Source organism: uncultured Victivallis sp., assembly GCF_944391105.1.
Lineage (GTDB): Bacteria > Verrucomicrobiota > Lentisphaeria > Victivallales > Victivallaceae > Victivallis.
In genome coordinates, this window is the sequence record NZ_CALXSK010000039.1 from 1 (window position 1) to 21,843 (window position 21,843).

At 60.1% G+C, this 21,843-nt stretch carries 18 protein-coding genes and 1 riboswitch; of the genes, 9 read left to right on the forward strand and 9 right to left on the reverse strand.

Going from position 1 to position 21,843, the window contains the following annotated elements; genetic code table 11:
- Window positions 1–148: 148 nt before the first annotated feature.
- Both Q0K10_RS11590 and Q0K10_RS11595 read right to left on the reverse strand, forming a co-directional pair.
- Window positions 149–1,642: a UxaA family hydrolase gene (locus Q0K10_RS11590; RefSeq protein WP_294507183.1), complete on the reverse strand. Its 1,494-nt coding sequence runs from the start codon at window positions 1,640–1,642 to the stop codon at window positions 149–151.
- 3 nt (window positions 1,643–1,645) lie between these two features.
- Window positions 1,646–3,148: a tagaturonate reductase gene (locus tag Q0K10_RS11595; RefSeq protein WP_294507185.1), complete on the reverse strand. Its 1,503-nt coding sequence runs from the start codon at window positions 3,146–3,148 to the stop codon at window positions 1,646–1,648.
- A gap of 104 nt (window positions 3,149–3,252) precedes the next feature.
- On the opposite strand from Q0K10_RS11595, the gene Q0K10_RS11600 reads away from it, so the two are divergent.
- A complete protein-coding gene (locus Q0K10_RS11600) occupies window positions 3,253–3,390 on the forward strand; it encodes a hypothetical protein (RefSeq protein ID WP_294507187.1) in 138 nt (45 codons plus the stop codon).
- A 31-nt stretch (window positions 3,391–3,421) separates the two neighbouring features.
- Here Q0K10_RS11600 and Q0K10_RS11605 read toward each other — a convergent pair whose 3' ends face one another.
- The 6 genes from Q0K10_RS11605 to Q0K10_RS11630 all read right to left on the reverse strand — a co-directional run bounded on the left by Q0K10_RS11605 (window position 3,422) and on the right by Q0K10_RS11630 (window position 12,582).
- Window positions 3,422–4,708, reverse strand: a complete 1,287-nt coding sequence (locus Q0K10_RS11605; protein ID WP_294507189.1) for an FAD-dependent oxidoreductase — start codon at window positions 4,706–4,708, stop codon at window positions 3,422–3,424.
- Complete coding sequence (locus Q0K10_RS11610) at window positions 4,705–6,579, reverse strand: beta-galactosidase (RefSeq protein WP_294507191.1); 1,875 nt, start codon at window positions 6,577–6,579, stop codon at window positions 4,705–4,707. Before Q0K10_RS11610 ends, Q0K10_RS11605 begins: the two co-directional genes overlap by 4 nt.
- Window positions 6,580–6,604: 25 nt before the next feature.
- The gene (locus Q0K10_RS11615; RefSeq protein ID WP_294507194.1) at window positions 6,605–7,327 is read right to left on the reverse strand and encodes a prepilin-type N-terminal cleavage/methylation domain-containing protein; all 723 of its coding nucleotides are present in this window, start codon (window positions 7,325–7,327) and stop codon (window positions 6,605–6,607) included.
- Window positions 7,328–7,345: 18 nt separating this feature from the next.
- Window positions 7,346–9,841, reverse strand: a complete 2,496-nt coding sequence (locus Q0K10_RS11620) for a glycosyl hydrolase (RefSeq protein ID WP_294507196.1) — start codon at window positions 9,839–9,841, stop codon at window positions 7,346–7,348.
- A gap of 26 nt (window positions 9,842–9,867) precedes the next feature.
- Window positions 9,868–10,977, reverse strand: coding sequence for a substrate-binding domain-containing protein (locus Q0K10_RS11625; protein ID WP_294507199.1), 1,110 nt, complete (start codon window positions 10,975–10,977; stop codon window positions 9,868–9,870).
- Between the two features lie 225 nt (window positions 10,978–11,202).
- Window positions 11,203–12,582 carry a hypothetical protein gene (locus tag Q0K10_RS11630; RefSeq protein ID WP_294507201.1) on the reverse strand — a complete coding sequence of 460 codons (1,380 nt, stop codon included), beginning with the start codon at window positions 12,580–12,582 and terminating at the stop codon, window positions 11,203–11,205.
- A 114-nt stretch (window positions 12,583–12,696) separates the two neighbouring features.
- On the opposite strand from Q0K10_RS11630, the gene Q0K10_RS11635 reads away from it, so the two are divergent.
- Window positions 12,697–13,500 carry an AraC family transcriptional regulator gene (locus Q0K10_RS11635; RefSeq protein WP_294507203.1) on the forward strand — a complete coding sequence of 268 codons (804 nt, stop codon included), beginning with the start codon at window positions 12,697–12,699 and terminating at the stop codon, window positions 13,498–13,500.
- Between the two features lie 6 nt (window positions 13,501–13,506).
- Here Q0K10_RS11635 and murI read toward each other — a convergent pair whose 3' ends face one another.
- Entirely contained in the window at window positions 13,507–14,316 is an 810-nt protein-coding gene (gene murI / locus Q0K10_RS11640) for a glutamate racemase (RefSeq protein WP_294507206.1), read from the reverse strand.
- 105 nt (window positions 14,317–14,421) lie between these two features.
- Window positions 14,422–14,538: riboswitch (adenosylcobalamin-variant (AdoCbl-variant) riboswitch) on the forward strand.
- 2 nt (window positions 14,539–14,540) lie between these two features.
- On the opposite strand from murI, the gene Q0K10_RS11645 reads away from it, so the two are divergent.
- The 7 genes from Q0K10_RS11645 to Q0K10_RS11675 are packed head-to-tail and all read left to right on the forward strand — an operon-like array spanning window position 14,541 to window position 21,842.
- Entirely contained in the window at window positions 14,541–15,425 is an 885-nt protein-coding gene (locus Q0K10_RS11645; RefSeq protein WP_294507208.1) for a type II secretion system protein, read from the forward strand.
- 3 nt (window positions 15,426–15,428) lie between these two features.
- Complete coding sequence (locus Q0K10_RS11650) at window positions 15,429–15,851, forward strand: hypothetical protein (RefSeq protein WP_294507210.1); 423 nt, start codon at window positions 15,429–15,431, stop codon at window positions 15,849–15,851.
- A complete protein-coding gene (locus tag Q0K10_RS11655; protein WP_294507212.1) occupies window positions 15,848–16,789 on the forward strand; it encodes an ABC transporter substrate-binding protein in 942 nt (313 codons plus the stop codon). Before Q0K10_RS11650 ends, Q0K10_RS11655 begins: the two co-directional genes overlap by 4 nt.
- Window positions 16,786–17,784 (forward strand): iron ABC transporter permease, encoded by a 999-nt coding sequence (locus Q0K10_RS11660; RefSeq protein ID WP_294507214.1) that lies wholly within the window; start codon window positions 16,786–16,788, stop codon window positions 17,782–17,784. The genes Q0K10_RS11655 and Q0K10_RS11660 overlap by 4 nt, the downstream gene beginning before the upstream one ends.
- Window positions 17,774–18,586 carry an ABC transporter ATP-binding protein gene (locus tag Q0K10_RS11665; protein WP_294507216.1) on the forward strand — a complete coding sequence of 271 codons (813 nt, stop codon included), beginning with the start codon at window positions 17,774–17,776 and terminating at the stop codon, window positions 18,584–18,586. Before Q0K10_RS11660 ends, Q0K10_RS11665 begins: the two co-directional genes overlap by 11 nt.
- Window positions 18,583–19,275, forward strand: coding sequence for a precorrin-2 C(20)-methyltransferase (locus Q0K10_RS11670; protein WP_294507218.1), 693 nt, complete (start codon window positions 18,583–18,585; stop codon window positions 19,273–19,275). The genes Q0K10_RS11665 and Q0K10_RS11670 overlap by 4 nt, the downstream gene beginning before the upstream one ends.
- Window positions 19,276–19,292: 17 nt before the next feature.
- On the forward strand, window positions 19,293–21,842 hold the full coding sequence (locus tag Q0K10_RS11675; RefSeq protein WP_294507220.1) for a cobyric acid synthase: 2,550 nt from the start codon (window positions 19,293–19,295) through the stop codon (window positions 21,840–21,842).
- Window position 21,843: the final 1 nt, after the last annotated feature.

Below are 21,843 nucleotides of genomic sequence, written 5' to 3' on the forward strand. Positions count from 1 at the left end.
GCTTTTTGAAGGGTAAACGATGAGGCCGCTTTAGCGGCGGCCTGTGAAAAAGTTGCAATTGGCGAATTTTTTCAGAGCCCGTGTCGGGCTGCCGGCAATATCGCCTTGAAGGCGTGGTGCATACCACCGGCTTAGCCGGTGGTTTTGATTACAATGTGACGCCGTCTTTGAAGATGGCGATCTCGCGGTAGCCGTATTGTTCGTTACAGGTCTCGACTTCGCCGGATGCGACGGCGATGACTTGAGTGAAAAGCTCTTCTCCGAGTTCGTCGAGCGTTCCTCCGCCTTTCACCAGCCGTCCGGCATCGAAGTCGATCCAGTTCGGTTTGCGCTCGGCCAGTTCTGTATTGGTCGAGATTTTCAACGTCGGGACCGGCCCCCCGAACGGAGTTCCGCGCCCCGTGCTGAAGAGTACGAGCTGCGCACCTGCCGCTGCCAGCACGGTAACGGCAACCATGTCGTTGCCGGGACCCGTCAGCAGATTCAGGCCCGGCGTGTGCAGCGTTTCCCCATATCCGAGCACGTCGGTCACCTGCGACGTTCCCCCTTTCTGGGTGCAGCCGAGCGACTTTTCTTCAAGCGTCGAGATTCCGCCGGCCTTGTTGCCGGGGGAGGGGTTCTCGTAAACCACCTGGTTGTGGCGGAGAAAATACTCCTTGAATCCGTTCACCATCGCGACGGCACGGCGGAAAGTCGCTTCGTCGCGGCAGCGGTTGAAAAGCAGTGTTTCGGCTCCGAACATCTCCGGCACTTCGGTGAGAACCGTGGTCCCGCCCGCCGCGACGAGAAGGTCCGAGAAACGGCCGATGAGCGGATTGGCCGTGATTCCGGAGAGTCCGTCCGAGCCGCCGCATTTGAGGCCGACTTTCAGCTCGGAGACGGGAATCTCGACCCGTCTGCATTTTGCCGCGTTTGCGGCGAGTTCTCCGAGCAGTTCGAGTCCCTGGTCGAATTCGCTGCCGTCATCCTGCGCCTTGAGGAAGCGCACGCGGCTTTCGTCAAAAGAGCCGAGCCGCTTCCGGAAACTCTCAAGCGTGTTGTTTTCGCAGCCGAGCGAGACTACAAGAACGCCGCCCGCATTCGGATGTTTGACCAGTGCGGCCAGCAGATTCGCAGTCGTTTCATGATCGTCCCCGAGCTGTGAACAGCCGTAGGGGTGCGGGAACGCGAAAGCGGGCGCGCCGGTGCGGCGTCCGCATTCACGCGCGAGATTCTCCGCGAGTTTATTGACACAACCGACCGTAGGAATGACCCAGAGTTCGTTGCGGATTCCCACCGTTCCGTCTGCGCGCCGATAGCCCCGGAAGAAACGTCCTTTCTCCGTTTCCGGCAGGCGGTGGGAGGCGACCGGCGTGTAGGTGTATTCGAGTTCGCCCGAGAGATTCGTCGCGAGATTGTGCGTGTGGACGAACATGCCTGGTGCGATGTCGCTTTTGGCATGCCCGATCGGCATGTCGTATTTGATGACGTTTTCTCCGCGGGCGATGGGCTTCAGCGCGAATTTGTGGCCGCGCCCGACCGGTTCCGGAAGAGTGACGGCAATCCCGTTGACGACCGGGGACTCCCCGGCCGCAAGGTCGACCAGCGCGACGGCGACATTATCCGTGCGCCCGATCTTGAGAAAGCGCGGTAGTTCAGCCATGGTTCATGCCTCGAGCAGTTGTCTGACCGCAGGAATGATTCCCTTCCGGGGGATTGCGATGAGGTCGTCGGAGACCGCATCGGCGAGACCCGGAACGGCTGTCAGATCCTGTCCCCAGAAGTCGGTACGGGCAAGAATGCTCCGGATGAACGCAGATGTGTCGCCGTCCGCGTCGAGTTTCGCGTAACATTCGTTGATGAAACGGATTTTTTCCGGATCGTCGCTGATCGGGTAGGAGCCTTTTCCGCGTTTCCCCTCCCATTTTCCGTCGGCGGTTTCCGTGCCGCGGTAGAATGCGAGCAGCGCCGCGAGCGAGAAGGTCAACACCTTCGGGAGACTTCCTTTGATCTTGAGGTAGTCGAGCAGCGACGGCAGAACCCGCACCTGCCACTTGGAGATCGAGTTCAGCGAGATCGAAATCAGCTGATGATTGGCGAACGGATTGAGAAAACGGTCGATGATCGATTCGGCAAACGCCCGCTTTTCGTCATCTGGAAGCTGCACGGTCGGGAACACCTCCTCGAAAAGTGCCGTGCGCAGATAGCGTCCGAAGAGCGGATCGGAGGTCATCCGGTCGACGAAATCGAATCCGGCAAGATAAGCCGCAAGGACGCTCGACGTGTGACCGCCGTTCAGGAAACGGACCTTGCGGCTGCGGTACGGAGCCTGATCCCGCGTCCATACGAGGTTCAGGCCGGCCTCGGCAAACGGGAGTTTCGCGCGGAGCGTTTCATCCCCTTCGACCACGAAGAGGTGAAAAATTTCGCCACAGTCGAGCAGATCGTCCTCATAGCCGAGTTTGGCACAGTAATCGGCCGCCTCGGCGCGCGGATACCCGGCGACGATCCGGTCGACGAGCGTATTGACGAATGCGCACTCGTTCTCCACATAGGAGACGAACGCGTCGCCGAGTTTCCAGTCGTCGGCGTAGTGCAGGATGCACTCGCGCAATTTCCCGCCGTTCCGGTCGATGAGTTCGCACGGAACGAAAAGAATTCCTTTGCGGCCGGCTTGGAAGCGTTCAAAGAGCAAACTGGTCACCTTGGCCGGGAACGTCGTCTGCGTTTGTCCGGGCGTATAAGGTTCAGGCTTGTACTCGATCCCCGCCTCGGTCGTGTTGGAGAAAACCACTTCGAGGGTCGGGAGGCAGGCGCATTCGACGACTTTCTCCCATTCGTCGGAGGTTTTGAGACACCCCTTGACGCAGGTGATGACACGTTTGTATTCCGCGGCTTTCCCGTTCTCCATGCCGCGCAGAATCAGCGTGTAGAGGCCATCCTGCCGGTTGATCAGGTCGGCGGTTCCCTGCGGCAGCGGCTGGATGAGCTGGACCATGCCGTTGAATTTGCCCGCCTCGTTTGATTTATCGATCATCCAGTCGATGAAGGCGCGCAGGAAATTGCCTTCTCCGAACTGCATCGCCTTGACCGGATACTCCCGGCGCGGCCCGATTTCCAATCCCGGTACCTGCAGCGACTCCAGCATCGCGCGATTCAATCTTTCCATAGGTGTTTCTCCTTTGTGCCATCGATGGCATTCGTGTTTTACATACAATAGCACGCGATGCGGGAGAATGCAACCCTGATCGAGCAAGAATGTCCGGATGCACTGTGAGAACGCAATTGGTCGGGGCGTGTTTCGCTGGCGGCCTGGTTCTGCGCATGAGCCGTGACGCAGAGGGAGAGGATGCCCCGGCGTCAGAAGATTTTGATCCGGCGTGGAAACCGTATGGCAGCCGCGCCGGATGAAGAGATACGACTCCCCGGAGGAGTGTGAAAGTTAAATGGGCTCTCCACCTTCGTTGCTGCCGCCGCCCCCGTCCCGGGGGATCAGCGAGTCGTCGAAGTGGAGGTTGACCTGATTTTCCTGAAGAACCGTTTGAAGATCTGCGACTTTGAGTTCCGGCAGGGGCGAATGTTGATCGATCGCAAGGGCGGCTGCGCTCCCCGCCGCCTGACCGGTCAGGATCGCGGGGGGAATCACTCGCAGCACGTCCCAGGCATAACCGTTTCCCGAGGCGCATCGGCCTGCAGTGATGAGGTTGTCGTACCCGCTTCGCACGAGTGTCCGATACGGTACCTCGTAGAGATAATCCCGGCGGTCGAAATCGCAGATTGCGCCGACCGAGTCCGGGAAATGGCGGTAGTGGTCCTGTTCCTGAAGCGTGTAATCGCCGTCGATCCGGCAGGAGGTCCGCGATTGCATCATGGTTGCCGGCGTGCAGATGTCGCGGGTATGGCGGTCGGTTGTGCGGAGTTTTTCGAGCATCCGTTTCTGCCCCAGCAGCAGATACTCTGTCACATCCGCGGCATCGGTCGCATTGAATTTTTTCAGATTTTCCGGATGATGATCCCCGTAAAGGGTGGCCTCACCGCCCGCCAGAACCTGATAGACAAACCGGATGTCGCCATGCTCCACGGCCCGTCTGCAGCTTTCGAGCGTGATTTCCATTCCGGTGTAGGTGAAATAATTCCGGCCGATTACGACCGGCATTCCGGCGCGGCGCAGAATGTCGGCGTCCCCGGTCGTGTCGATGAAGATCTCCGCAGTGAGAATGCTTCGCCCGGATTTATTTTCAACGATGAGTCCGTCGCAGTGTTTCCCGTTCATCAGCGGCCGCGTTACGATGGTGTCGAACATGAGCTCGACTCCGGCGGAACTCAGATATTCGGCGAGGGTATAGGCGAAGATCTGCGGGGAGAACAAGGTGGTGTATCGGACTTCCGGATTTCCGGTCGCTCCGCCGTCCCGCCATCCTTCCGGGATGGTGTCGTAGCTGTCCCGGGTGGCGAGGCGGACAAATTCGTCCACCATGCCGCTCATGATTTTTCGCCCTCTGCCGTTGCACATCGGAACGAACCAGTTGACGAGCCCGATGGTCGACAACCCGCCGAGAAGGGTCGCTTTTTCGATCAGCAGAACCCGTTTCCCCGCTCGTGCGGCAGCCAGAGCCGCTGCCGCTCCCGCGACTCCGCCACCAGCGACGATGACTTCGTGACCCGTCGAGACAGGAAGTCGTTCGGTGATTGCAACGGTCTGAGTTTGAGAAATAGATGGCGTTTTCATTGTATATCACCTGAATCTGGAACGATCGAGAGCGTTTCGACATCGCAGAAGAAGAGCGGACCGCCGTCGATTCTGTACCGTTGATCGGCCGCCGGCTGCACTTTCGGCCCCCAGTGGCGGAGAATCGATTCCGGGGCGCTGCTTCCGGAGATCCGGGCGGTCACCGGCTCGCCTGCACTCCAGACGGCATGGATTTTCTTCCCGTCCGGGCGGCGCCAGGAGGCGTGGAAAAGGGAAGCCGTCTGCTGCTCCAGCTGGAACTCCTTCGATTGCGGCGGCAGAAGTTGAGACAGCAGTTTCCAGGCGTAAAACGCCTTCTTCGGCTGAAGATCGTGGTGGACGATGCCGAAATGATCTTCCGGTTCGTGCCGGTTCTCCTCGATCGCCCGGTATTGATAGAAGAACAGCTTGTCGATGCCCGCCTCTTTCGCGTTCAGAAATGTACGCGAAACCAGCTCCGACAGCTTCTCCTCCGAAACTCCCCGATTGAATTTCATCGTCGGACAGACGATGACGTTGCCTTTCAAATCGCTGTTCAATTTGTAGAGGGCGGCCGCTGCCGAATGGTAGCGATCCGCAGTCGCCTCGATGATCGGAATGAACTGGTCACCGGGTTTCAGGTTGCGGTCATGCAGAAATCTCCCCATCGGCATGAAAGAGATTTCGCCGCACTGCGTGAATCCCGGAGCCGCTTTCTGGGTTTTCTCCTTGAACGGAACGTCCTTGTTCGTCCAGAACGCTTCCCAGCCGATGTGCAGTTCCGGCCAGGCGCTATTCTCGATTTTGACCTCCCGGAGACCGCCTTTCCCATCCGGTTGCAGATCGTAGTAAAACGGCAGCCCGAACATCAGCAGCAGCGTTCCCCCCTTGCGGACATATTGAACCAGATCCGGGAAATACTTCATCTCGAACCGCTCCCCGATGCAGGGGATGAGTACCGGATAACGGGCGGGATCGAGATTTTTCAACTCATCCAGACCGATCGTGATGCGCTCTTTGAAACGGGGAAGCTGCCACTCCGCTCTGGCGAGTGTCTCGGTTGAGACGTCCGTGATGACGAGGGGCGTTTCCGCCGGATCGACGCCGACCTGCTTCAGCGCTTCGGAGAGGAGCGGTGCAAACGACTTCTGCAGCTCCATGGTGCTCCAGCCGATTTCCGTGGCGTAGATCGGCTTGTCGATCCCGTACTTCTTCATCAGGGCTTTCAGCGCGGCGATCGTTTCGAGCATATCTTCCGGTTTCGAACTGTACGGGTGAACGGCCATCACGTCGAACCATTTTCCGGCTTCGGCCTGAAAGCTCTCCTCGATGTAAGGGAGCGGAACCCCGTTCACGCCGCCGTAGACCACGGTCAGGCCGGGATCGATCTTCTTGATCTCCTCGTAACTGCGTTTCAACAGCTTCGCGTAATCTTTGCCGGAGGGCGTGTCGTTCCAGAAGCCGCCGATGTTCGGCTCGTTGAAGATCTCCCAGGCGCGCAATTTCCGCTGGTAGCGGGAAACGGTCTTCCTGACATATTCCCCCCAGGCGTCCAGATGCCGGTGGGCGGGACTCGCCCAGGCGACGTCGTAGGTCAGGATCGGCAGCAGGGAGATCCCCTTTTTCTCCGCCAGATCCACCACCGCGTCGTGCCGGCTGAAGTTCCACTCGCCCGGTTTCGGATTCACGGCTCTCCAGGAGAAATCGGTGCGCACCTGTTTGAGGGAAAGTTCTTTCATCTGGGTGAACATCTGCGGAGCGAGTTTGAAATCCCAGGCGTCCACATGGGTGCAGACTCCATACGGATCGCCGGGCGGCAGCTCCGGAGCGGCGAACGTTCCCGTCGCAAAGAGGGTGGCGGCAAAAAGCGGAAGATAATATTTTTTGTTCATGATACTCCTTGGGAAACGAAAGTGTTCAGCGGTGATTTTCCGCCCAGTATTTGGCTACGCAGGCGGAGTTCGCCACGCCGCCACTGTTGGCATTTTTCGCAAGCCAGCCGAACAACGTACCCGTCCAGGAGGAGAAGCGGATCGGCTGAACGGTCCAGCCCGTCCATCCCTTTGCATGACCGTCGGGATAGCCGACGTTCCAGACATCGCTGTGCCGGTTGAGCCGACGTTGTGAACTGGAACTCCAGGTGTTGTCGTTGACCAGCGGCCAGCGGTATCGGGCGTACTGCGTGATCCGCGGACGGTGATATTTGTGTTCAAACTGCGGAATGACGGTCGGATCAGTCGGCATCGGCATATGATCGTAACCGGAGTAGGTATAGGTCGAACTCTCAATTTCCTTCGGCGCTTCCGAGTTTTCGTCGTTGCAACCGAAAATCTTCAACGGCAGATAGTTCCCTTCGATCAGACGGCCAGCTCCGTCGGCGGTCGACGAGTTGCGGTAGAGGAAGCAGACCGACCAGATTGTGTCGTCCGCCTGATAACGGGAGTAGGGAACGAAGTCGTTGTTGTCGCCCGCGTAGATGATATTTGCCGCAACGATCTGTTTGATGTTGCCCAGGCAGTTCGAGGTTTTGGCTCTGGCCCGCGCATTATTCAGCGCCGGCAGAAGCATCGCCGCCAGAATTGCGATGATTGCAATCACAACCAGGAGCTCGATCAAAGTGAAATTCCATGTTTTTCTCATGATAATCCTCCCTTTCGGTTATCGGTAGATGATCTGAAGATTGCGGATCCAGTAGCGGACCCGGTCGCTTTTCGGGTTGAGGCCGATGCGGATTTTCCGGGTGTCGGCCGGATCGGCCTTGACCGATTCCTCGAACTGGACGACGCGGGTCTGCCAGTTCTGATCCGGAATCGGGTAGCGGACATGAAATTCCCCCTGGCCGTGGCGGTTGTGGTCTCCTGCTTTGATTTTCGGCTCCATGACCAGCATGAAATAGGACTCCTTGGGAGCGGTATCCGCTTCGAGCTTGATTTCAAAGCTGACGCCGACGGCGTTCTTGAAACTCTCGCGCGGCAGAGAAAGCTCCATCTCCGGATAGACCCAGCGGTCGTTCGTCCCCGGCGGGAACTCCGCTTCGATGCAGAGCGCGCCTTCCTTCTCATCGTACCGGGTCGTCATGTGGTTGCCGCCGGCACAATTTGAATGCCACCGTTTCGGGTTGTAGATTCCGTCGAGCACGTTCCGCTTCATCGAGAGGATTTCACGGCTCAGCAGCCGGATCGGAATGTGGAACCGGGTGGTTTTTCTGCCGTTGAAGCGGCCGGTGAACTCGATCTTCCCATTGAACTCCTTTTCCGGAATCGCGTGAGTGAACACGAGCGGGAACGAGAGTTTCTGCATCGGTTTGAGTTCGATCGTCCCGGGCATTCCGGTGACCGTTCCGCCTGCGACGGAGAGTGTGCCGCGCTTGGTTTCGTGTGACAGATTGCAGACTTCCAGCGTCAGTGCGCCGCTTGCGCCTTTCATATCCACGCTGTCGCGGCCGTTGTTCTGAATGAAATCCCCGGAGAGCTTTGCGCGGATCACGATCGAGAGATCGGTCTCCGGATCGGGGGCCGGTTTGGCCGGGCGAACGCGGGCCGGAGCGGCCGGCGTCAATCCGGAGAGGCCGTGGACGTAGACCGGCCAGCGGTCGGCGGTCAGACGCAGCTGTCCGTTTTCCGCCGCCAGCTTCATCGGCGTTCCGTACAGGTTGCAGCCGGAGTAGACACCCGTTTCAGCCGGGAGTGTCCAGGTTTGCGGTATGGGTTTGAGGTTGTCCGGTTCGATTTCGGCGTTTTCGAGGAGGTCGAGTTCCGACTGCCGCCAGAAGGCGATGCTCTGGCTGCCGTCCGGTTTCAGGAAGAGGAACGCCCGGATCCCTTCCGGCGCGGCGAGCTCCCCGAGATACTTCGCGTCTCCGAGCTCATGCACGAGCGTCGCGAAGGAGAAGTAACCCGGACGGGCCGAGTAATCCTTGCGCAGCAGTCCCCAGTCGGAATAGCCTTCGTTGTAGGGGGAGAGCACGAAGAAGAAATCCTTTTCGATCCCGGCGGCCTGCATCAGGATCTGCGCCTTGGGGACGAATTCCGCGATCACCGCCTCCTGAGAGGGGGAGTAGGTGAAGAGGCCCGGCATGTAGCTTTTCTTGCGGGCGTCGCGCGGGGAGTTCGTGCTCGACTCGGTGATCCACACCGGCATGTCGGGGCGGCCGTATTGTTCGAGCAGTTTCCGCACTTCCGCGTTCCATTCGTCATATTTTTTCAACGGATTGTAGGTGTGGACGTTCAGGGCGTCGATGTAGGGGAGAATGTCGTTTTCAAGTGCGGCGTAAGTGAATTTCCGCCACGGAACCACGCAGAATGCGCCGTTGAGGACGGTCGCGTCCGGGTTGCCGTTCCGGTAGCCGAGTGCGGCGGCTTTCAGCTGGGCGGCATACTCCCAGGCCGGTTCGTTGGTGAATCCGGCGTCCTCTTCGTTCCAGAACTCCCAGGCGCCGACGCATCCGCGGGTGTCCGCCGCGGATTTGAACGCGAAGTTGTAATTTGCGACAAGATCGGTCGGCAGATCGGAGACGGTATCCTTGGTCCACTGCGGTGCATCGTGATAGACGACGCTGGTCTTGATGCCGTGAACCGCGAGTTTCTGCGCATTTTCCACGAAGTGCCAGTAACGGCCGCGAATCGTCGGCTTCGGTTCGATCGATCCCCAGCCCCAGCGGTCGCGGACGAAACCGACTCCCGAGCGATGGGCCAGCTCAATCACCCGGTCCATGCCGCGCCCCGGAAAACGGACGTTTTTCGGGTTCGCCTCCGCACACCAGCTGTGAGCCGAGTCGAGCGCATAAGGCATTCCGGGTGTCGGGCGGCGCGGCCGGGAAACCACGCCGAACGTGGCGCAATCCTCATAGTCGCTTCCCGGGGCGCTCAGATGGATCGTGTAGTAGCCGCGCGGCAGGCCGGAGAGCGTGAGTGTCCCTTTTCCTCCGTCGGGCCATTCCCCTTCAGATACGGTTTTTCCGTAGACGTCTGAAACCTGAAAGCGGCACGCTTTCTGAAATCCCTCGCGCAGAGTGAAGCGCAGCGGCTCCTGTTCGAGGAACGCCCCGGAGGGCGCCTGCGGAACGACAGCCCAGGAAACATCAACAGACCCTGCGGACAGTGACAGGGCGGCCGCAAGAAGCAGACCCGGAAGCAGTGAGCGGAACAGTTGCATGAATGAGTTTCTCCTGTTAAGGTTGATTACGGTTTTTCGGGATCTCCCAGCCGGGCGACGGAGCCGCGGACAAGCAGTTCCGTGAGCCGGTAACGGTCGGGATAGGGGCGGGAGAGATTGCCCTGTTTGAGTTCAAGCAGCAACTTTACCGCCTCTTCCACCTGGCCGGGGACATCGCACGCGACTGTGTCGATCGGAGGCGAGAATGTCCGGTTGAAATCTTCCCCGGCGATGGCCACGATGCTCAGGTCCCGGGGAATTTCGATGTCGTGGTTGCGGCAGGCGTTGACCGCACCGAGCAGGGATTCTCCGGAAATGCCGATCAGGGCGGAGAAGGAGAAACCGCGTTTGATCAGTTCACAGAAGGTGTCGTAGGTCTTGGTCACCGGATTCTCCGACGGCATGATTCCGCAGTCGATGACTTCGGCTCTCATTCCGTGGATGGCCGCGTAAACCTCCAGCGTGCGAACCCGTTCCGCAATGACGCTGCCGACCGGTTCGCTCACGAGGATTCCCACATGGCGATGGCCGTGACTGTGCAGATGATGAATCGCCCGGCAGGAGGCGGCGACGTCGTCGAGGCCGATGCTGGCCGCGCCGGTGTGAGCGTAGTGGTGTCCGAAAACCACGGTCGGGCAGATTTCCGCGTAACGGCTCAGAACTTCGGTGTCCTCCCGGTCGCAAACTCCCGCGGCCGGAAGCAGAATCAATCCTCCCGCATGAGCGAGAATCTTGTCCAGCCCGCGCGGAATTGGCGCGACGGGTTCAAAAAGTTTGGTTTTAAGGCGAAGCGATTCGGCGTGGGAGTTGATCTCGGCCACTTTCCGGGTCATTTCGCTGATTTCATATGAGTTCCAGTGAGGAACCACCAGCAGGATTTCCGGTTCGGCCGGGGCGGTTTCCTCGGATACCACGGAGGTTGCCGCCACGATGAGCCCATTGCGGGGAGACTCCACCGCGAGCAGATTGTCCGCCCGCAGCCGTGCGAGTGCACGATCGACAACCGATTGGCTGACATCGTATTCCCTCATGATTTCGCGGATGGTCAGAAACTGATCTCCGACCGCGAAGGTTTTGAGGCGCTCCCGCAGGAGAACGCATAGATGATTGGCTTTGGTGACGGTATTATAAACCATTGTATCTGCTCCGAATTTTGATTGAACCATACACTATTATGATTCAATACAAAATGAAATGCAATACAGATACAAAAGTTTTTTTCGATTTTTTTGCGGTGATTCCGGGTGGAAAAATTTCGGAAGCGGCGGCAGGATTTATTTTTTCTGCGGAAATGAGTTGCCCGCCGTATCTGCTTCCGTGCCGGACGGGGGGAGTACGGGCGGGCGCGTTGTTCCGGGGATTCAGAACCACTCGGGCGGAAGGTGGTCGCGCTCCGCTTCGAGCAGTTCGTTCATGATGTTCTTCGCGTCGCCGAGGTTGTTGACGATCGGGTCGGCTGCGAGTGCGAGCAGGAGTTTTTTCCGGTCGTGTGTGACGGCCGCTTCGACGGTCAGCTCGTGCGTGTCGAGAACCTGCTGCGTGAGTCCGAGCAGCCCGCGCGGCATGGAGCCGACCGGGAGCGGGCGCGGTCCGTGTTCGAGGTCGAGTTCGCAGCGCAGTTCGAGGAACGCGTCATCCGGGAGATTTGTGACCGCACCGCGGTTCGGGGAGTTGATGTAGAACTTCTTGCCGAGGTTGCCCCACATCGATTCAATGATGTCGGTCGCGTGATCGCCGCGCCCGGAGTCGAAGAGTGCGGCAATCGGAGTTTCGCCGGTGGCGAGTTTGCGGGTTTCGGCCCACGCCGCGGCCATCTCGTCGGCGCGGTTGTAGCCGTCGAAGCAGATGATCGGCTCCGGTGTGACCGGCGTGACGCCGTACCCCTGGAAGAACGGCACATACTCCTTGGTATGGCTCGCCGCTGTCGGAAACGCGCCGTAGAGTTCCATGAGCGCAAGTTCGTAGTTTGCATTGAGACGCGGTTTCGCCTTGGGGGAGGGGGCGTGGTCGTATTCGTGCCGGGCGGCTTCGCGGGTTTTCTCCAGCAGGAGCGGCAGGAGATCGCGTCCGTCGTAGCGGCATTCGAGAATCCAGGTGCAGTGATTGACGCCGGCGATTTTGAGTTCGAATTTCGCATCGACTTCGGGTGTGAACTCCTCCTCGTCGTGAATGATTCCGAGTTTGTTCAGATACATCGCGCGGACATAGGGCTCATGGTTGCCGTCGCAGAGCGCGAAACTGCGGACGGAGGGGGCGTGCCGCATGAGGCCGATGCCGAGGGTTGAAGTCGGGTTCACGAAATTGATGAGCCATGCGTTCGGGGCGAGGCGGCGGACGTCGTCGGCGATGCGCAGCACTTCCGGCAGCTCCCGGAGTGCCCGGAAGATGCCGCCGGGACCGATCGTGTCGCTCGAACACATCGTGACCCCGTATTTGCGCGAGATCCGGGTGTCGAGTTCTCGATAGTAGGCATTGCGGAACGAGAACGACAATACGATGAAGTCGGCGTTCTTCATGACAGCGGTGCGATCGGTCGAGCCGATGATTTCGAGCGGAACTCCGGCATGTGCTTTCGCCCGTTCCGCGATGGCGGTCATGGTTTCGAGCACGGCCGGATCGGTATCGACGAGCGCGAGCGTCCCGCGGTTCAAAACGGGACTGTGGACCATGTTGTAGATGACCGGTTTGCCGAAGAAGTAGCTGCCGGCTCCGATCACGACGACTTTGGGTTTGTTTTCCATGAAAGAATTCCTCCTGGTTTGCGTATAATTATACCCTCGAACGGTTGTATTTCAAAGAGGAACGATGTATCTTATCGGGTAATTTTGTTGCAGCTTGCGAAAGGGGGATGCAAGGTGATCGAGGCGTTATATCGTCCGACTTTGAACGGGTCGATTTCCGCTCCGCTGCGGGCGCGTTCCGCCGGACATTATCTGGTGAACCGTCCGTGGCAGGAGGGGCCGGTGCGGAAACCGTTTCTGGAACTCTTCTGGGGAATCTCCGGGGAGGGGGATTTTGTCGCGGAAGATGGCGGATTGTGGACCCTGCGTCCGGGCGAAGTCATCTTCTACCTGCCCGGTGACACGCACCGGATTTCGGCGCACAGCGCGCAGTGGGAATACCGCTGGCTCACATGCGACGGGGAGCATCTCGACGGGGTGATCGCGGCGTTTGAACTTGGACGGCGGCCGGTTTCGGCGGGCCGCTGCCCGCATGAGCTGTTTGCGCGGCTCGGGCGTGAGCTGCGTGACTTGACGGCGGCGGGGGAGTTCCGGGCGGGGGCGACGGCGTATGAGATCCTTTCCCTGGCGTGCATCCGCGGCGGGGGGGAGGCAGGAGATCCGCTGGTCGAGGCGTTCCGAGCGTTGGTCGAGGAGCGGTTCGACGAAACGTCGTTGTCGGTTGACGCAATCGCGTCGGAGCTTGGGGTTCACCGTTCGACACTGGCTCGGCTCGTGCGTCGTCAGACCGGGATTCCTCCCGGTGACTATCTGATTTCACGCCGGGTGCAGGAGGCGGCGAAACTGCTGGCCGGGACGCGGATGTCGGTCAAGGAGATTGCCGTGCAGTGCGGATTTCCGGATCCGAACTATCTGGCGAAGGTGCTGCGGAAACGGCTCGGACACTCTCCTTCGGAACTGCGCCGGCAGGGGCGTTGAGCCGGGTCAGGCGAGGTTGATCCGTTCGACGCGGCCGGGTGCGCGGCCCAGAAAGCGGGTCGCATGACGGTGGAATTCCGACGGCATGTCGGTTACGAAGCAGCCGAAGGATGGAGTGTTTCCCGGGTGGGCGGCGATGTGGTGTTCGCAGAGGAACTCCGCGGTGTATTTCGCGCAGGCGGTGGCACTGTCGAGAATCCGGACTTTGCCGTCGAAATAATCGTTCAGCGCCTCGGCGAAGAGCGGGTAATGGGTGCAGCCGAGCAACAGCGCGTCGGGCGGATCGTTCCGGAGTCTGCCGAGATAGAGATCGAAAACGGCCGGGACGATCGCGCCGGAAGTCACTCCCTCTTCCGCGAGCGGGACGAGCAGCGGGCAGGCGATGCTTTCGACGCGGATTGAGCAGTCTGCGGCATGGATTCCGCGCCGGTAGGCGTCGCTGTTGATGGTTGCGCGGGTTCCGATGACGGCGACGCGTTCCACGCCGGAATCGATGACGGCGCGGACTCCGGAGTCGATCACGCCCAGAATGATGCGGTCGGGGTAGTCGCGCTTGAGCGAGTCGAGTGCGACGGCCGAGACGGTGTTGCAGGCGGCGATGACGAGCTTGACGCCGCGGGAGAGCATGAATTCGACATCCTGATGGGCAAAGCGGATGATCGCATCGACCGATTTGTCGCCGTAGGGAACGCGGGCGGTGTCGCCGAGATAGGCGACGGCTTCTCCGGGCAGTTTGTGCTGAAGCGCTGCGGCGACGGTCAATCCGCCGAGGCCGGAGTCGAAGATGCCGATGGGGCGGTTGTCGAACGGTTTCATTTTTGAGGCTCTCCTGTGCGGGCTAATATAGCGCAGAATTTCGCTCTTTCAAGGGGAAAACGTTTGAAATGCGGCAGGTTCGACGATATAGTATGTTCATCGTCGATCGCGGACACGGTGAATCATGGTGAAATTCCGTGGCTGTCGCGCAACCGTCATAGTCGGATCCCGTCGCGGTCGAAACAGAATCAACTTGTGCGCGTAACACAAAGGACTGAAAAAAGATGCACATCGGTTTCTCTTTCGTGCCCCGTTTCCGGGGCGCTCGTCCGCTCGAACTGTTTCCGGGATTCGTAACGAGGTTTACGCTCATAGAGCTCCTCGTGGTGATTGCGATCATCGCGATATTGGCGAGCATGCTGCTGCCGGCGCTGAACCAGGCGCGGGAGCGGGCGAGGGCGACCGGCTGCCTCGGCAATTTGCGGCAGATCGGAGCGGCGAATCAGATGTATGCGAACGACAACGACGACATGTTTGTGATCTACTGCAACGATGGGAGCAAGACGAATGCGAAGAACGCGGATTACTGGCTGGGTTACCTGGGGTCGGAGAATTACGATCTGACGCAGAGCAATCTGCTGGGAGAGTATTACGGCGATTCACCGCGGGTTATGGTCTGTCCGGGGGTTGTACTCAAGAGCAAACAGGGCAACAACGGCAGTGGTGACGAATTGACGGGAGACCTGACCGATCTGGCGGGAGGAGGCGGTTACGGATACAATGGAAACTGGCTCGGACAGTACATCCTCAACGGAGTTCGTTACAATTTCAAGCGCAGCCGGATGAAACATACGTCCGACACGGTGGCGTTTGCGGATTGTGCGCGTTCGGCGATGGGGACGAGGACTTACAATCCGGTGCGTGTTACGCCGCTTTTGTACTGCAAGAAGAAGCCGGATGGGAGTTCGTATGATTCCGAATCGAGTGGAACGACGCATTTCCGCCATGGTAAGATGGCGAACATCAGCTGGGTTGACGGCCATGCGAGCATGGAACATCCGGGCTCGATCAACGACGACAATGCCGCGCAGGCCGAGCTGGTCGGTTATATCGGGGCTCTTCGGCAGGATTTGTACAACCCGATACGCGACCGGGACGAACTGGATTGAGCGATGCAAAAGTTCTGGATTGTTGTTGTACTGCTGGTGTTCTGCGGGGTGGTGTGGTTCGCCGTTTCGCGGGGAAGGGTTCCGGCAGCCGCGGAGACGCGCGAGGCACCGGAAGCGGGAGCTGCGGCAGCCGCGGAGTTTGTGACGGAATTCCTTGCGTTGCTGAAGGATGGCGAGATGAAAAAGGTTCGGGAGTTCTGTGACAATCCGCAGGCGGATGGGCTGCGTGAGCAGTTCGAGTTGCTGCGTGGCGTCGATTTGCCGGAGGAACCGGAGCGGGTGGAATTCCGGACGGCCCGTCGCGACAGCTGGTCGCTCTATTATCCGGTCGACGGCGGCGGAGCGGTGCAGATTGTGCTCCGGCGCGGTGAGGATGGTTCGTTCCGTTTCAAGCGGATTTACTGCGAAGCGGGAGAGATCGAATGAGAAGGTGGCTGCCGGTATTGCTGCTGATGCTCAGTGCAGTGGGAGTTCTGCGGGCGGAGATCGTTTCGGAGGGCGCGGAGTCGATCCGCTTCCGTCAGCCGGACGGGGTGATCGTGGATATTCGCCGGAATCCGGAGCGGACGGTGATCGGGATCGGTTCGCTGGTGGAGCTCTGGTATCTGGCGGGAGGAACTGCGGTGGGAATTCCGGGCGTGCGAAGCGAGGAGATGCTTCCGGAGGCGGCGCGGAAGTTGCCGAAGATCGGCGGGACGTTTGTGACGAATCCGGAGATGGTCATGTCTCTGCATCCGGACCTGCTGCTTTATCCGTTTCGCCACGGACGGTGCCGGACGCTGGCGGAACAGATGCGGAACATGGGAATTCCGACGCTCGGGGTGGATTATGACAACTACACGGATTTTGCAGGACTGCTCGATCTCTTCTGCCGGCTGAACGGGAATTCGATTGACCGGAATCCCGAAGCGGCAAGGATCACGCGTGAAGTGGAAGGAATCTGCCGGAGTGTGGGGCGTTACCCGAGGCCGAAGGTGGCGATCATCTTCGCCGCGACGGCGGGATTCAAGCTCGAAGGGGAGAAATCAAATACGGGAACCATCGCGAAGATGCTGGGGGCGGAGAACATCGCGGTGGTGGAGACCGGCAGGCGGATCACATTCAGTTACGAACGGCTGCTGATGGAGAATCCCGATGTGATCTGCATTGTGACGATGGGGGATGTCGAGCCGCTGCGCGAGAAGTTCCGGCGGGAAATCATGTCGCAGGCGGCGTGGCGCGAGCTGCGTGCGGCGAAGAGCGGCCGGGTTCATTTTCTGCCGTCGAATCTGTATCTTTACCTGCCGGGACGGCGGTTTCCCGAGGCGTTCCGCCACATGGCGAAACTGCTGTATCCGGAGTGGAAGGAGGAGACGGAGCGATGAAGTCTTTGCGCTCGAACTTCGGACGGATTGCAGTGGTGGTGTTTCTTGCGCTGCTGCTTGCCGGAGCGATGCTGCTGAGTTTGCGTTTCGGCTCGTTGAAGCTCACGTTCGGAGAGATTCTTGAGACATTGTTTCTGCACCGGGAGGGGATCGATTACCAGATTGTGTTCAACATCCGGCTGCCGCGGGTATTGCTCGGGGCGATGGTCGGAGGGAGCCTGGCGGTGGCGGGGACGATTCTGCAGGGAATCATGCGCAACCCGCTCGCGTCGCCGGGGATCATCGGTGTTTCGGCGGGGGGCGGACTTGCGGGGATACTCGTGATGCTGGCGCTGCCGCAGTTCGGGGCGTTTCTGGTACCGGCGGCGTTCTGCGGTTCGCTCGGGACGGCGGTTCTGGTCTACCTGCTGGCATGGCGGCGCGGGGTGAATCCGGTGCGGCTGATTCTGGCGGGGGTGGCGGTCTCTTCGATGCTCGGGGCGTTCAGCAGTACGATTCTGCTGTTGAATGCGGAGAAAGCCGGAGGAGTGCTTGATTTTACGATCGGGTCGCTTGCGGCGCGGAGCTGGCCGCAGATCGGGCAGGCGGGGTCGTACATGGCGGCCGGACTGGTTGCGGCGCTGTTTCTGAGCAGGAGGCTGAACATCCTCGCGCTCGGAGACGAGGTTGCGGCGGGGCTCGGGATCCGGGTTGAACGGACGCGTCTGCTGCTGCTGGCGGCGGCGGCGCTGCTGGCGGCATCGGCGGTGAGCGTGGCGGGACTGCTTGGGTTTGTGGGGCTGATTGCGCCGCACATCGTGCGGATTGTGATCGGGACGGACAATCGGTTTCTTGTGCCGGGGTCGGCGTTGTTCGGAGCGGCGATGGTGGTCGGGTGCGACACGGTCGGGCGTATGGTGATGGAGCCGTCGGAATTGCCGGCGGGGGTGATCATGTCGCTCTTCGGTCCGCCTTTCTTCCTCTGGCTGCTGAGGAGGCACAGTTATGAGGCTTGAGGTGAAGGCGCTCACGGCCGGATATGGGGCGAAGCTCGTTCTGGACGGCGTGGAGTTCGAGATTCCACCGGGGAAGATCATGACGCTGGTCGGTGCGAACGGCAGCGGGAAGTCGACGCTGCTGAAGGTGGTCGGACGGCTGTTGAAACCGCGGACCGGATGTGTTCTGCTGGACGGGAAGGCGGTTCATGCGTGCGACACGGCGGCACTGGCGAGGAAGATGGCGATTCTGCCGCAGCTGCACCATGTGTCGGGGGAGACGACGGTGCGGGAACTCGTCGGATACGGTCGCTATCCGTACCGGAGCGGATTTGGAGTTTTGAGTCTGCGTGACCGGGAGGTGATCGAGGAAATTCTGCGTCTCACGCGGCTTGTTCCATTCCAGGAACGCAAACTTTCGACGCTTTCGGGCGGCGAGCGGCAGCGGGCGTGGATCGCGATGACGCTTGCGCAGGAGCCGAAGATTCTGCTTCTGGACGAGCCGACCACATTTCTGGACATCCGCAGTCAATTCGAGGTGATCGAGCTTGTGCGGGATCTGAACCGCCGCTGCGGGATCACGGTGCTGATGGTACTGCACGACTTGAATCTGGCGGCGCGCTGTTCGGATTTCATCGTCACGCTGAAGGGGAAGCGGATTCGCCATATCGGCACGCCGCGTGAGATCCTGCAGCCGGAGATCCTGCGTGAGGTATTCGAAATCGAGTCGCAGGTATACGTCGGCACGGACGGAATTCCCTACTGCGTCCCGACCGGGAGTGTGAAGGAAAACGGGAATGAGAACGGAGAGAATCAGTTATGACTGCGAAGTTTTATGGAGTCGGCCTCGGTCCCGGTGATCCGGGGCTCGTGACGCTGAAAGCGCTTGAGGTGCTGCAGCGTGCGGGGCGGATTTTCTGCGTGGCGGCGCGCGGATCGTCGCGCAGCGTATCGGCCTCGATTCTGGCGGCGCTGCCCGGGGTGACGGCGGAAGTGACGGAGCTGGAGTTCACGATGTCGACCGACTGGGAGGAGCGGCTCGCGCGCATCGACGACCATGCCGCTATGATTCTGGAACATCTGCGAACGGGTGTCGAATGCGTTTTCGCGTCGATCGGCGACCCGATGACATACAGCACCTGTTCGTATCTGCTGCGGGCGCTGCGGAAACTCGAGCCGGAGCTGGCGTATGAGATCGTGCCCGGCGTGAATTCGTGGAGCGCGCTTGCGGCGAAGTGCGGTGAAGTGCTCTGCGAGGACGAGGAAACGTTACGGATCGTGCCGGGATATTCGGTTGCGGCGGGCGAGACGGTGGAATTTTCCGGGCACGGTACGACAGTGCTCCTGAAAGCGTACCGCAACCGGAACCGGCTGCTGAAAAACCTGCCGCCCGGGACGCGGGTGCTCTACGGGGCGAATGTCGGACTTGCGGATGAAGTGTGCTGTTCGGATGCGAGACAGATCAACTCTTTGCCGGAAGCGTACTTATCGATGCTGGTGGTCAAATATTGAGAGAATGGGATCGTAAGATGGAACATGGCGGAAACCTCACGAATCTGGCTGCGCGGGCGGGGTGCCGTCCGGAGGAACTGCTCGATTTCAGTGTGAATTTGAATCCGCTCGGGCCGCCGCCGGGAGCATTCGGCTGTTTTTTCCGGAGTTTCGACGAGCTTGGCGCGTACCCGGAACCGTATGCGGAGTCGGTTGCGGCGCTGCTGGCAGAGCGGTGGAACATTGCCGCGGGGTGTGTGGTTGTGCCGGGGAACGGCTCGAATCTGCTGTTGAATCTGCTTCCGGGTCTCTGCGGGGCGAAGCGGGCTCTTGTGGTCGTCCCCGGCTACCTCGAATATGAGGCGGCATGCGTTCGGGCTGGAGTGCCGGTCGAACGGTTCGGGTTGCGGGAGACGGAGGCGTTCCAGCCGGACCCGGAGCGGCTTGGGAACGCTGTGAAGTCTGGAGATCTCGTCATCCTCGGGAATCCCGGCAATCCGGCCGGAACGTTTCTGCCCCGGAAGGAACTGGAGTCGCTCATCGCTGCGCATCCGGAGGCTTTGTTTCTGATCGACGAGGCGTTTATCGAATTTGTGGGAGAGGAGGAATCTCTGGCCGGATGCGCTCTGGGTAATTTAATTGTAAGTCGTTCTTTTACGAAATTTTACGCGCTCCCTGGTCTGCGGATGGGGGCGATGGTCGGGCCGGAGTCGCTCATGGCGGAACTTCGGGAACGGCAGGGGGAGTGGGCGGTGTCGGCTCCCGCCGCGGCGATGATGAAGTTCCTGCTTTCGCTTTCCGCCGGGGAAGAGGGGTACGCCGCCTCAAGTCGGCGCGAGACGATCCGTCTGCGGGAAATGTTCGCGGCGGGTCTCGCGGGAATCCCCGGCGTCCAGGTGTTTCCTTCCATGGCGAACTATCTCCTTTTCAAGAGCTTGGATGTTGATTTGGCGGATGATCTGCTCGTGCGGAGTCGCATTGCATTGCGCGACTGCTCGGAGTATCCCGGACTCGGGCCCGGATTTTTCCGGGCTGCGGTGCGGCGGGAGGAGGATCAAACGAAACTGCTTGCGGCGCTTGCGCCGGGGAGGGCGCCGTTTGTCGCGAAAGCACGCCGCCGCACACCGGCCTTGATGCTGCAGGGAACCTGCTCGAACGCGGGCAAGAGCGTACTTGCCGCGGCGTTCTGCCGGATCCTGCTGCAGGATGGATTTGCGGTGGCTCCGTTCAAGGCGCAGAACATGGCGCTGAATTCGTGCGTCACGCCGGACGGTGGTGAGATCGGGCGGGCGCAGGCGGTTCAGGCCGAGGCGTGCCGGCTTGACCCGGATGTCCGGATGAATCCGATTCTGCTCAAGCCGAACAGCGATCTCGGCAGTCAGGTGGTGCTGCATGGGCGTGCGATTGGAAATTTCAGCGTGCGTGACTACTTTCGGCGGAAGCCGGAGCTGTGGCACGAGGTCACGGCGGCTTACGACTCGCTCGCTGCCGATTACGATGCGATTGTGCTTGAGGGGGCGGGCAGTCCCGGCGAGGTGAATTTGAAGAGCGGCGACCTCGTGAACATGCGTATGGCGCAATACGCGAATGCGCAGGTTCTGCTGGTCGGAGATATCGACCGCGGCGGGGTGTACGCCTCATTCGCGGGAACCTGGGCGACACTGGAGCCGCGCGAGTGGAGACTGGTCAATGGTTTTATCGTGAACAAGTTCCGTGGTGATGCTTCGTTGCTTTGGGACGCGCACGAATGGCTGAAAAATCTGACCGGACGCCCGGTGCTCGGGGTGATCGATTTTCAACGCGACCTCGGTCTGCCGGAGGAGGACTCGGTGAATTTCTCGTTTGTCCGGCCGGTGAAAAAGGAGGAGCGGACGCTCGATATTGCGCTTGTGCATCTCGGTCATATTGCGAACTTTACGGACTATGCCCCGCTTGAGATCGAACCGGACGTGACGCTGCGGAAGGTCGACTGTGCCGCTGATTTCGGAGACCCCGACGTCGTGATCCTGCCCGGCAGCAAGAGCGTTGCCGCTGATCTTGCCCTGCTGCGGAAAAGTGGCTTGGATCAAAAGATTTACGACTCTTCAAAACGTGGTGCGTTTCTGGTTGGAATCTGCGGCGGGCTCCAGCTGCTCGGTGAACGGCTGCTCGATCCGGATGGAGTGGAATCGTCGGATCCGGAGGTGTGCTGTCTCGGGCTGCTGCCGCTCAAAACGGTCATGCGGCGGGCGAAGACGTTGCGGCGGACGAGAGCGTATCTTCCGGAGGGGAAAGAGCTGAACGGTTATGAGATCCATCACGGCGAAACCGTTTCCATGGAATCCGGTGTTCCGGAAATTCGTGATGAGACCGGGCGCGCGGTCGGATTCGTGCGCGGGAACTGTTTCACCACCTATCTGCACGGGGTGTTTGACGATGACCGGTTTCGTCGAAGCTGGCTCGATCGCCTGCGCGTGGCGAAGGGATGGACGCCGAAGGGCGGTGTCACCGCGCGATACGGGGTCGAGGAGGCGTTGAATCGTCTGGCCGACCATGTGCGCAGCCGGATCGACATCGAGCAACTCTACCGGAAAATGGGGGTGCGCTGAA

Excerpts from the sequence above, each read along its gene's own strand:
- Q0K10_RS11590 (WP_294507183.1), bottom strand. The coding sequence starts at position 1,642 with ATGGCTGAACTACCGCGCTTTCTCAAGATCGGGCGCACGGATAATGTC.
- Q0K10_RS11595 (WP_294507185.1), bottom strand. The coding sequence starts at position 3,148 with ATGGAAAGATTGAATCGCGCGATGCTGGAGTCGCTGCAGGTACCGGGA.
- Q0K10_RS11605 (WP_294507189.1), bottom strand. The coding sequence starts at position 4,708 with ATGAAAACGCCATCTATTTCTCAAACTCAGACCGTTGCAATCACCGAA.
- Q0K10_RS11610 (WP_294507191.1), bottom strand. The coding sequence starts at position 6,579 with ATGAACAAAAAATATTATCTTCCGCTTTTTGCCGCCACCCTCTTTGCG.
- Q0K10_RS11615 (WP_294507194.1), bottom strand. The coding sequence starts at position 7,327 with ATGAGAAAAACATGGAATTTCACTTTGATCGAGCTCCTGGTTGTGATT.
- Q0K10_RS11620 (WP_294507196.1), bottom strand. The coding sequence starts at position 9,841 with ATGCAACTGTTCCGCTCACTGCTTCCGGGTCTGCTTCTTGCGGCCGCC.
- Q0K10_RS11625 (WP_294507199.1), bottom strand. The coding sequence starts at position 10,977 with ATGGTTTATAATACCGTCACCAAAGCCAATCATCTATGCGTTCTCCTG.
- Q0K10_RS11630 (WP_294507201.1), bottom strand. The coding sequence starts at position 12,582 with ATGGAAAACAAACCCAAAGTCGTCGTGATCGGAGCCGGCAGCTACTTC.
- murI (WP_294507206.1), bottom strand. The coding sequence starts at position 14,316 with ATGAAACCGTTCGACAACCGCCCCATCGGCATCTTCGACTCCGGCCTC.
- Q0K10_RS11645 (WP_294507208.1), top strand. The coding sequence starts at position 14,541 with ATGCACATCGGTTTCTCTTTCGTGCCCCGTTTCCGGGGCGCTCGTCCG.
- Q0K10_RS11650 (WP_294507210.1), top strand. The coding sequence starts at position 15,429 with ATGCAAAAGTTCTGGATTGTTGTTGTACTGCTGGTGTTCTGCGGGGTG.
- Q0K10_RS11655 (WP_294507212.1), top strand. The coding sequence starts at position 15,848 with ATGAGAAGGTGGCTGCCGGTATTGCTGCTGATGCTCAGTGCAGTGGGA.
- Q0K10_RS11660 (WP_294507214.1), top strand. The coding sequence starts at position 16,786 with ATGAAGTCTTTGCGCTCGAACTTCGGACGGATTGCAGTGGTGGTGTTT.
- Q0K10_RS11665 (WP_294507216.1), top strand. The coding sequence starts at position 17,774 with ATGAGGCTTGAGGTGAAGGCGCTCACGGCCGGATATGGGGCGAAGCTC.
- Q0K10_RS11670 (WP_294507218.1), top strand. The coding sequence starts at position 18,583 with ATGACTGCGAAGTTTTATGGAGTCGGCCTCGGTCCCGGTGATCCGGGG.
- Q0K10_RS11675 (WP_294507220.1), top strand. The coding sequence starts at position 19,293 with ATGGAACATGGCGGAAACCTCACGAATCTGGCTGCGCGGGCGGGGTGC.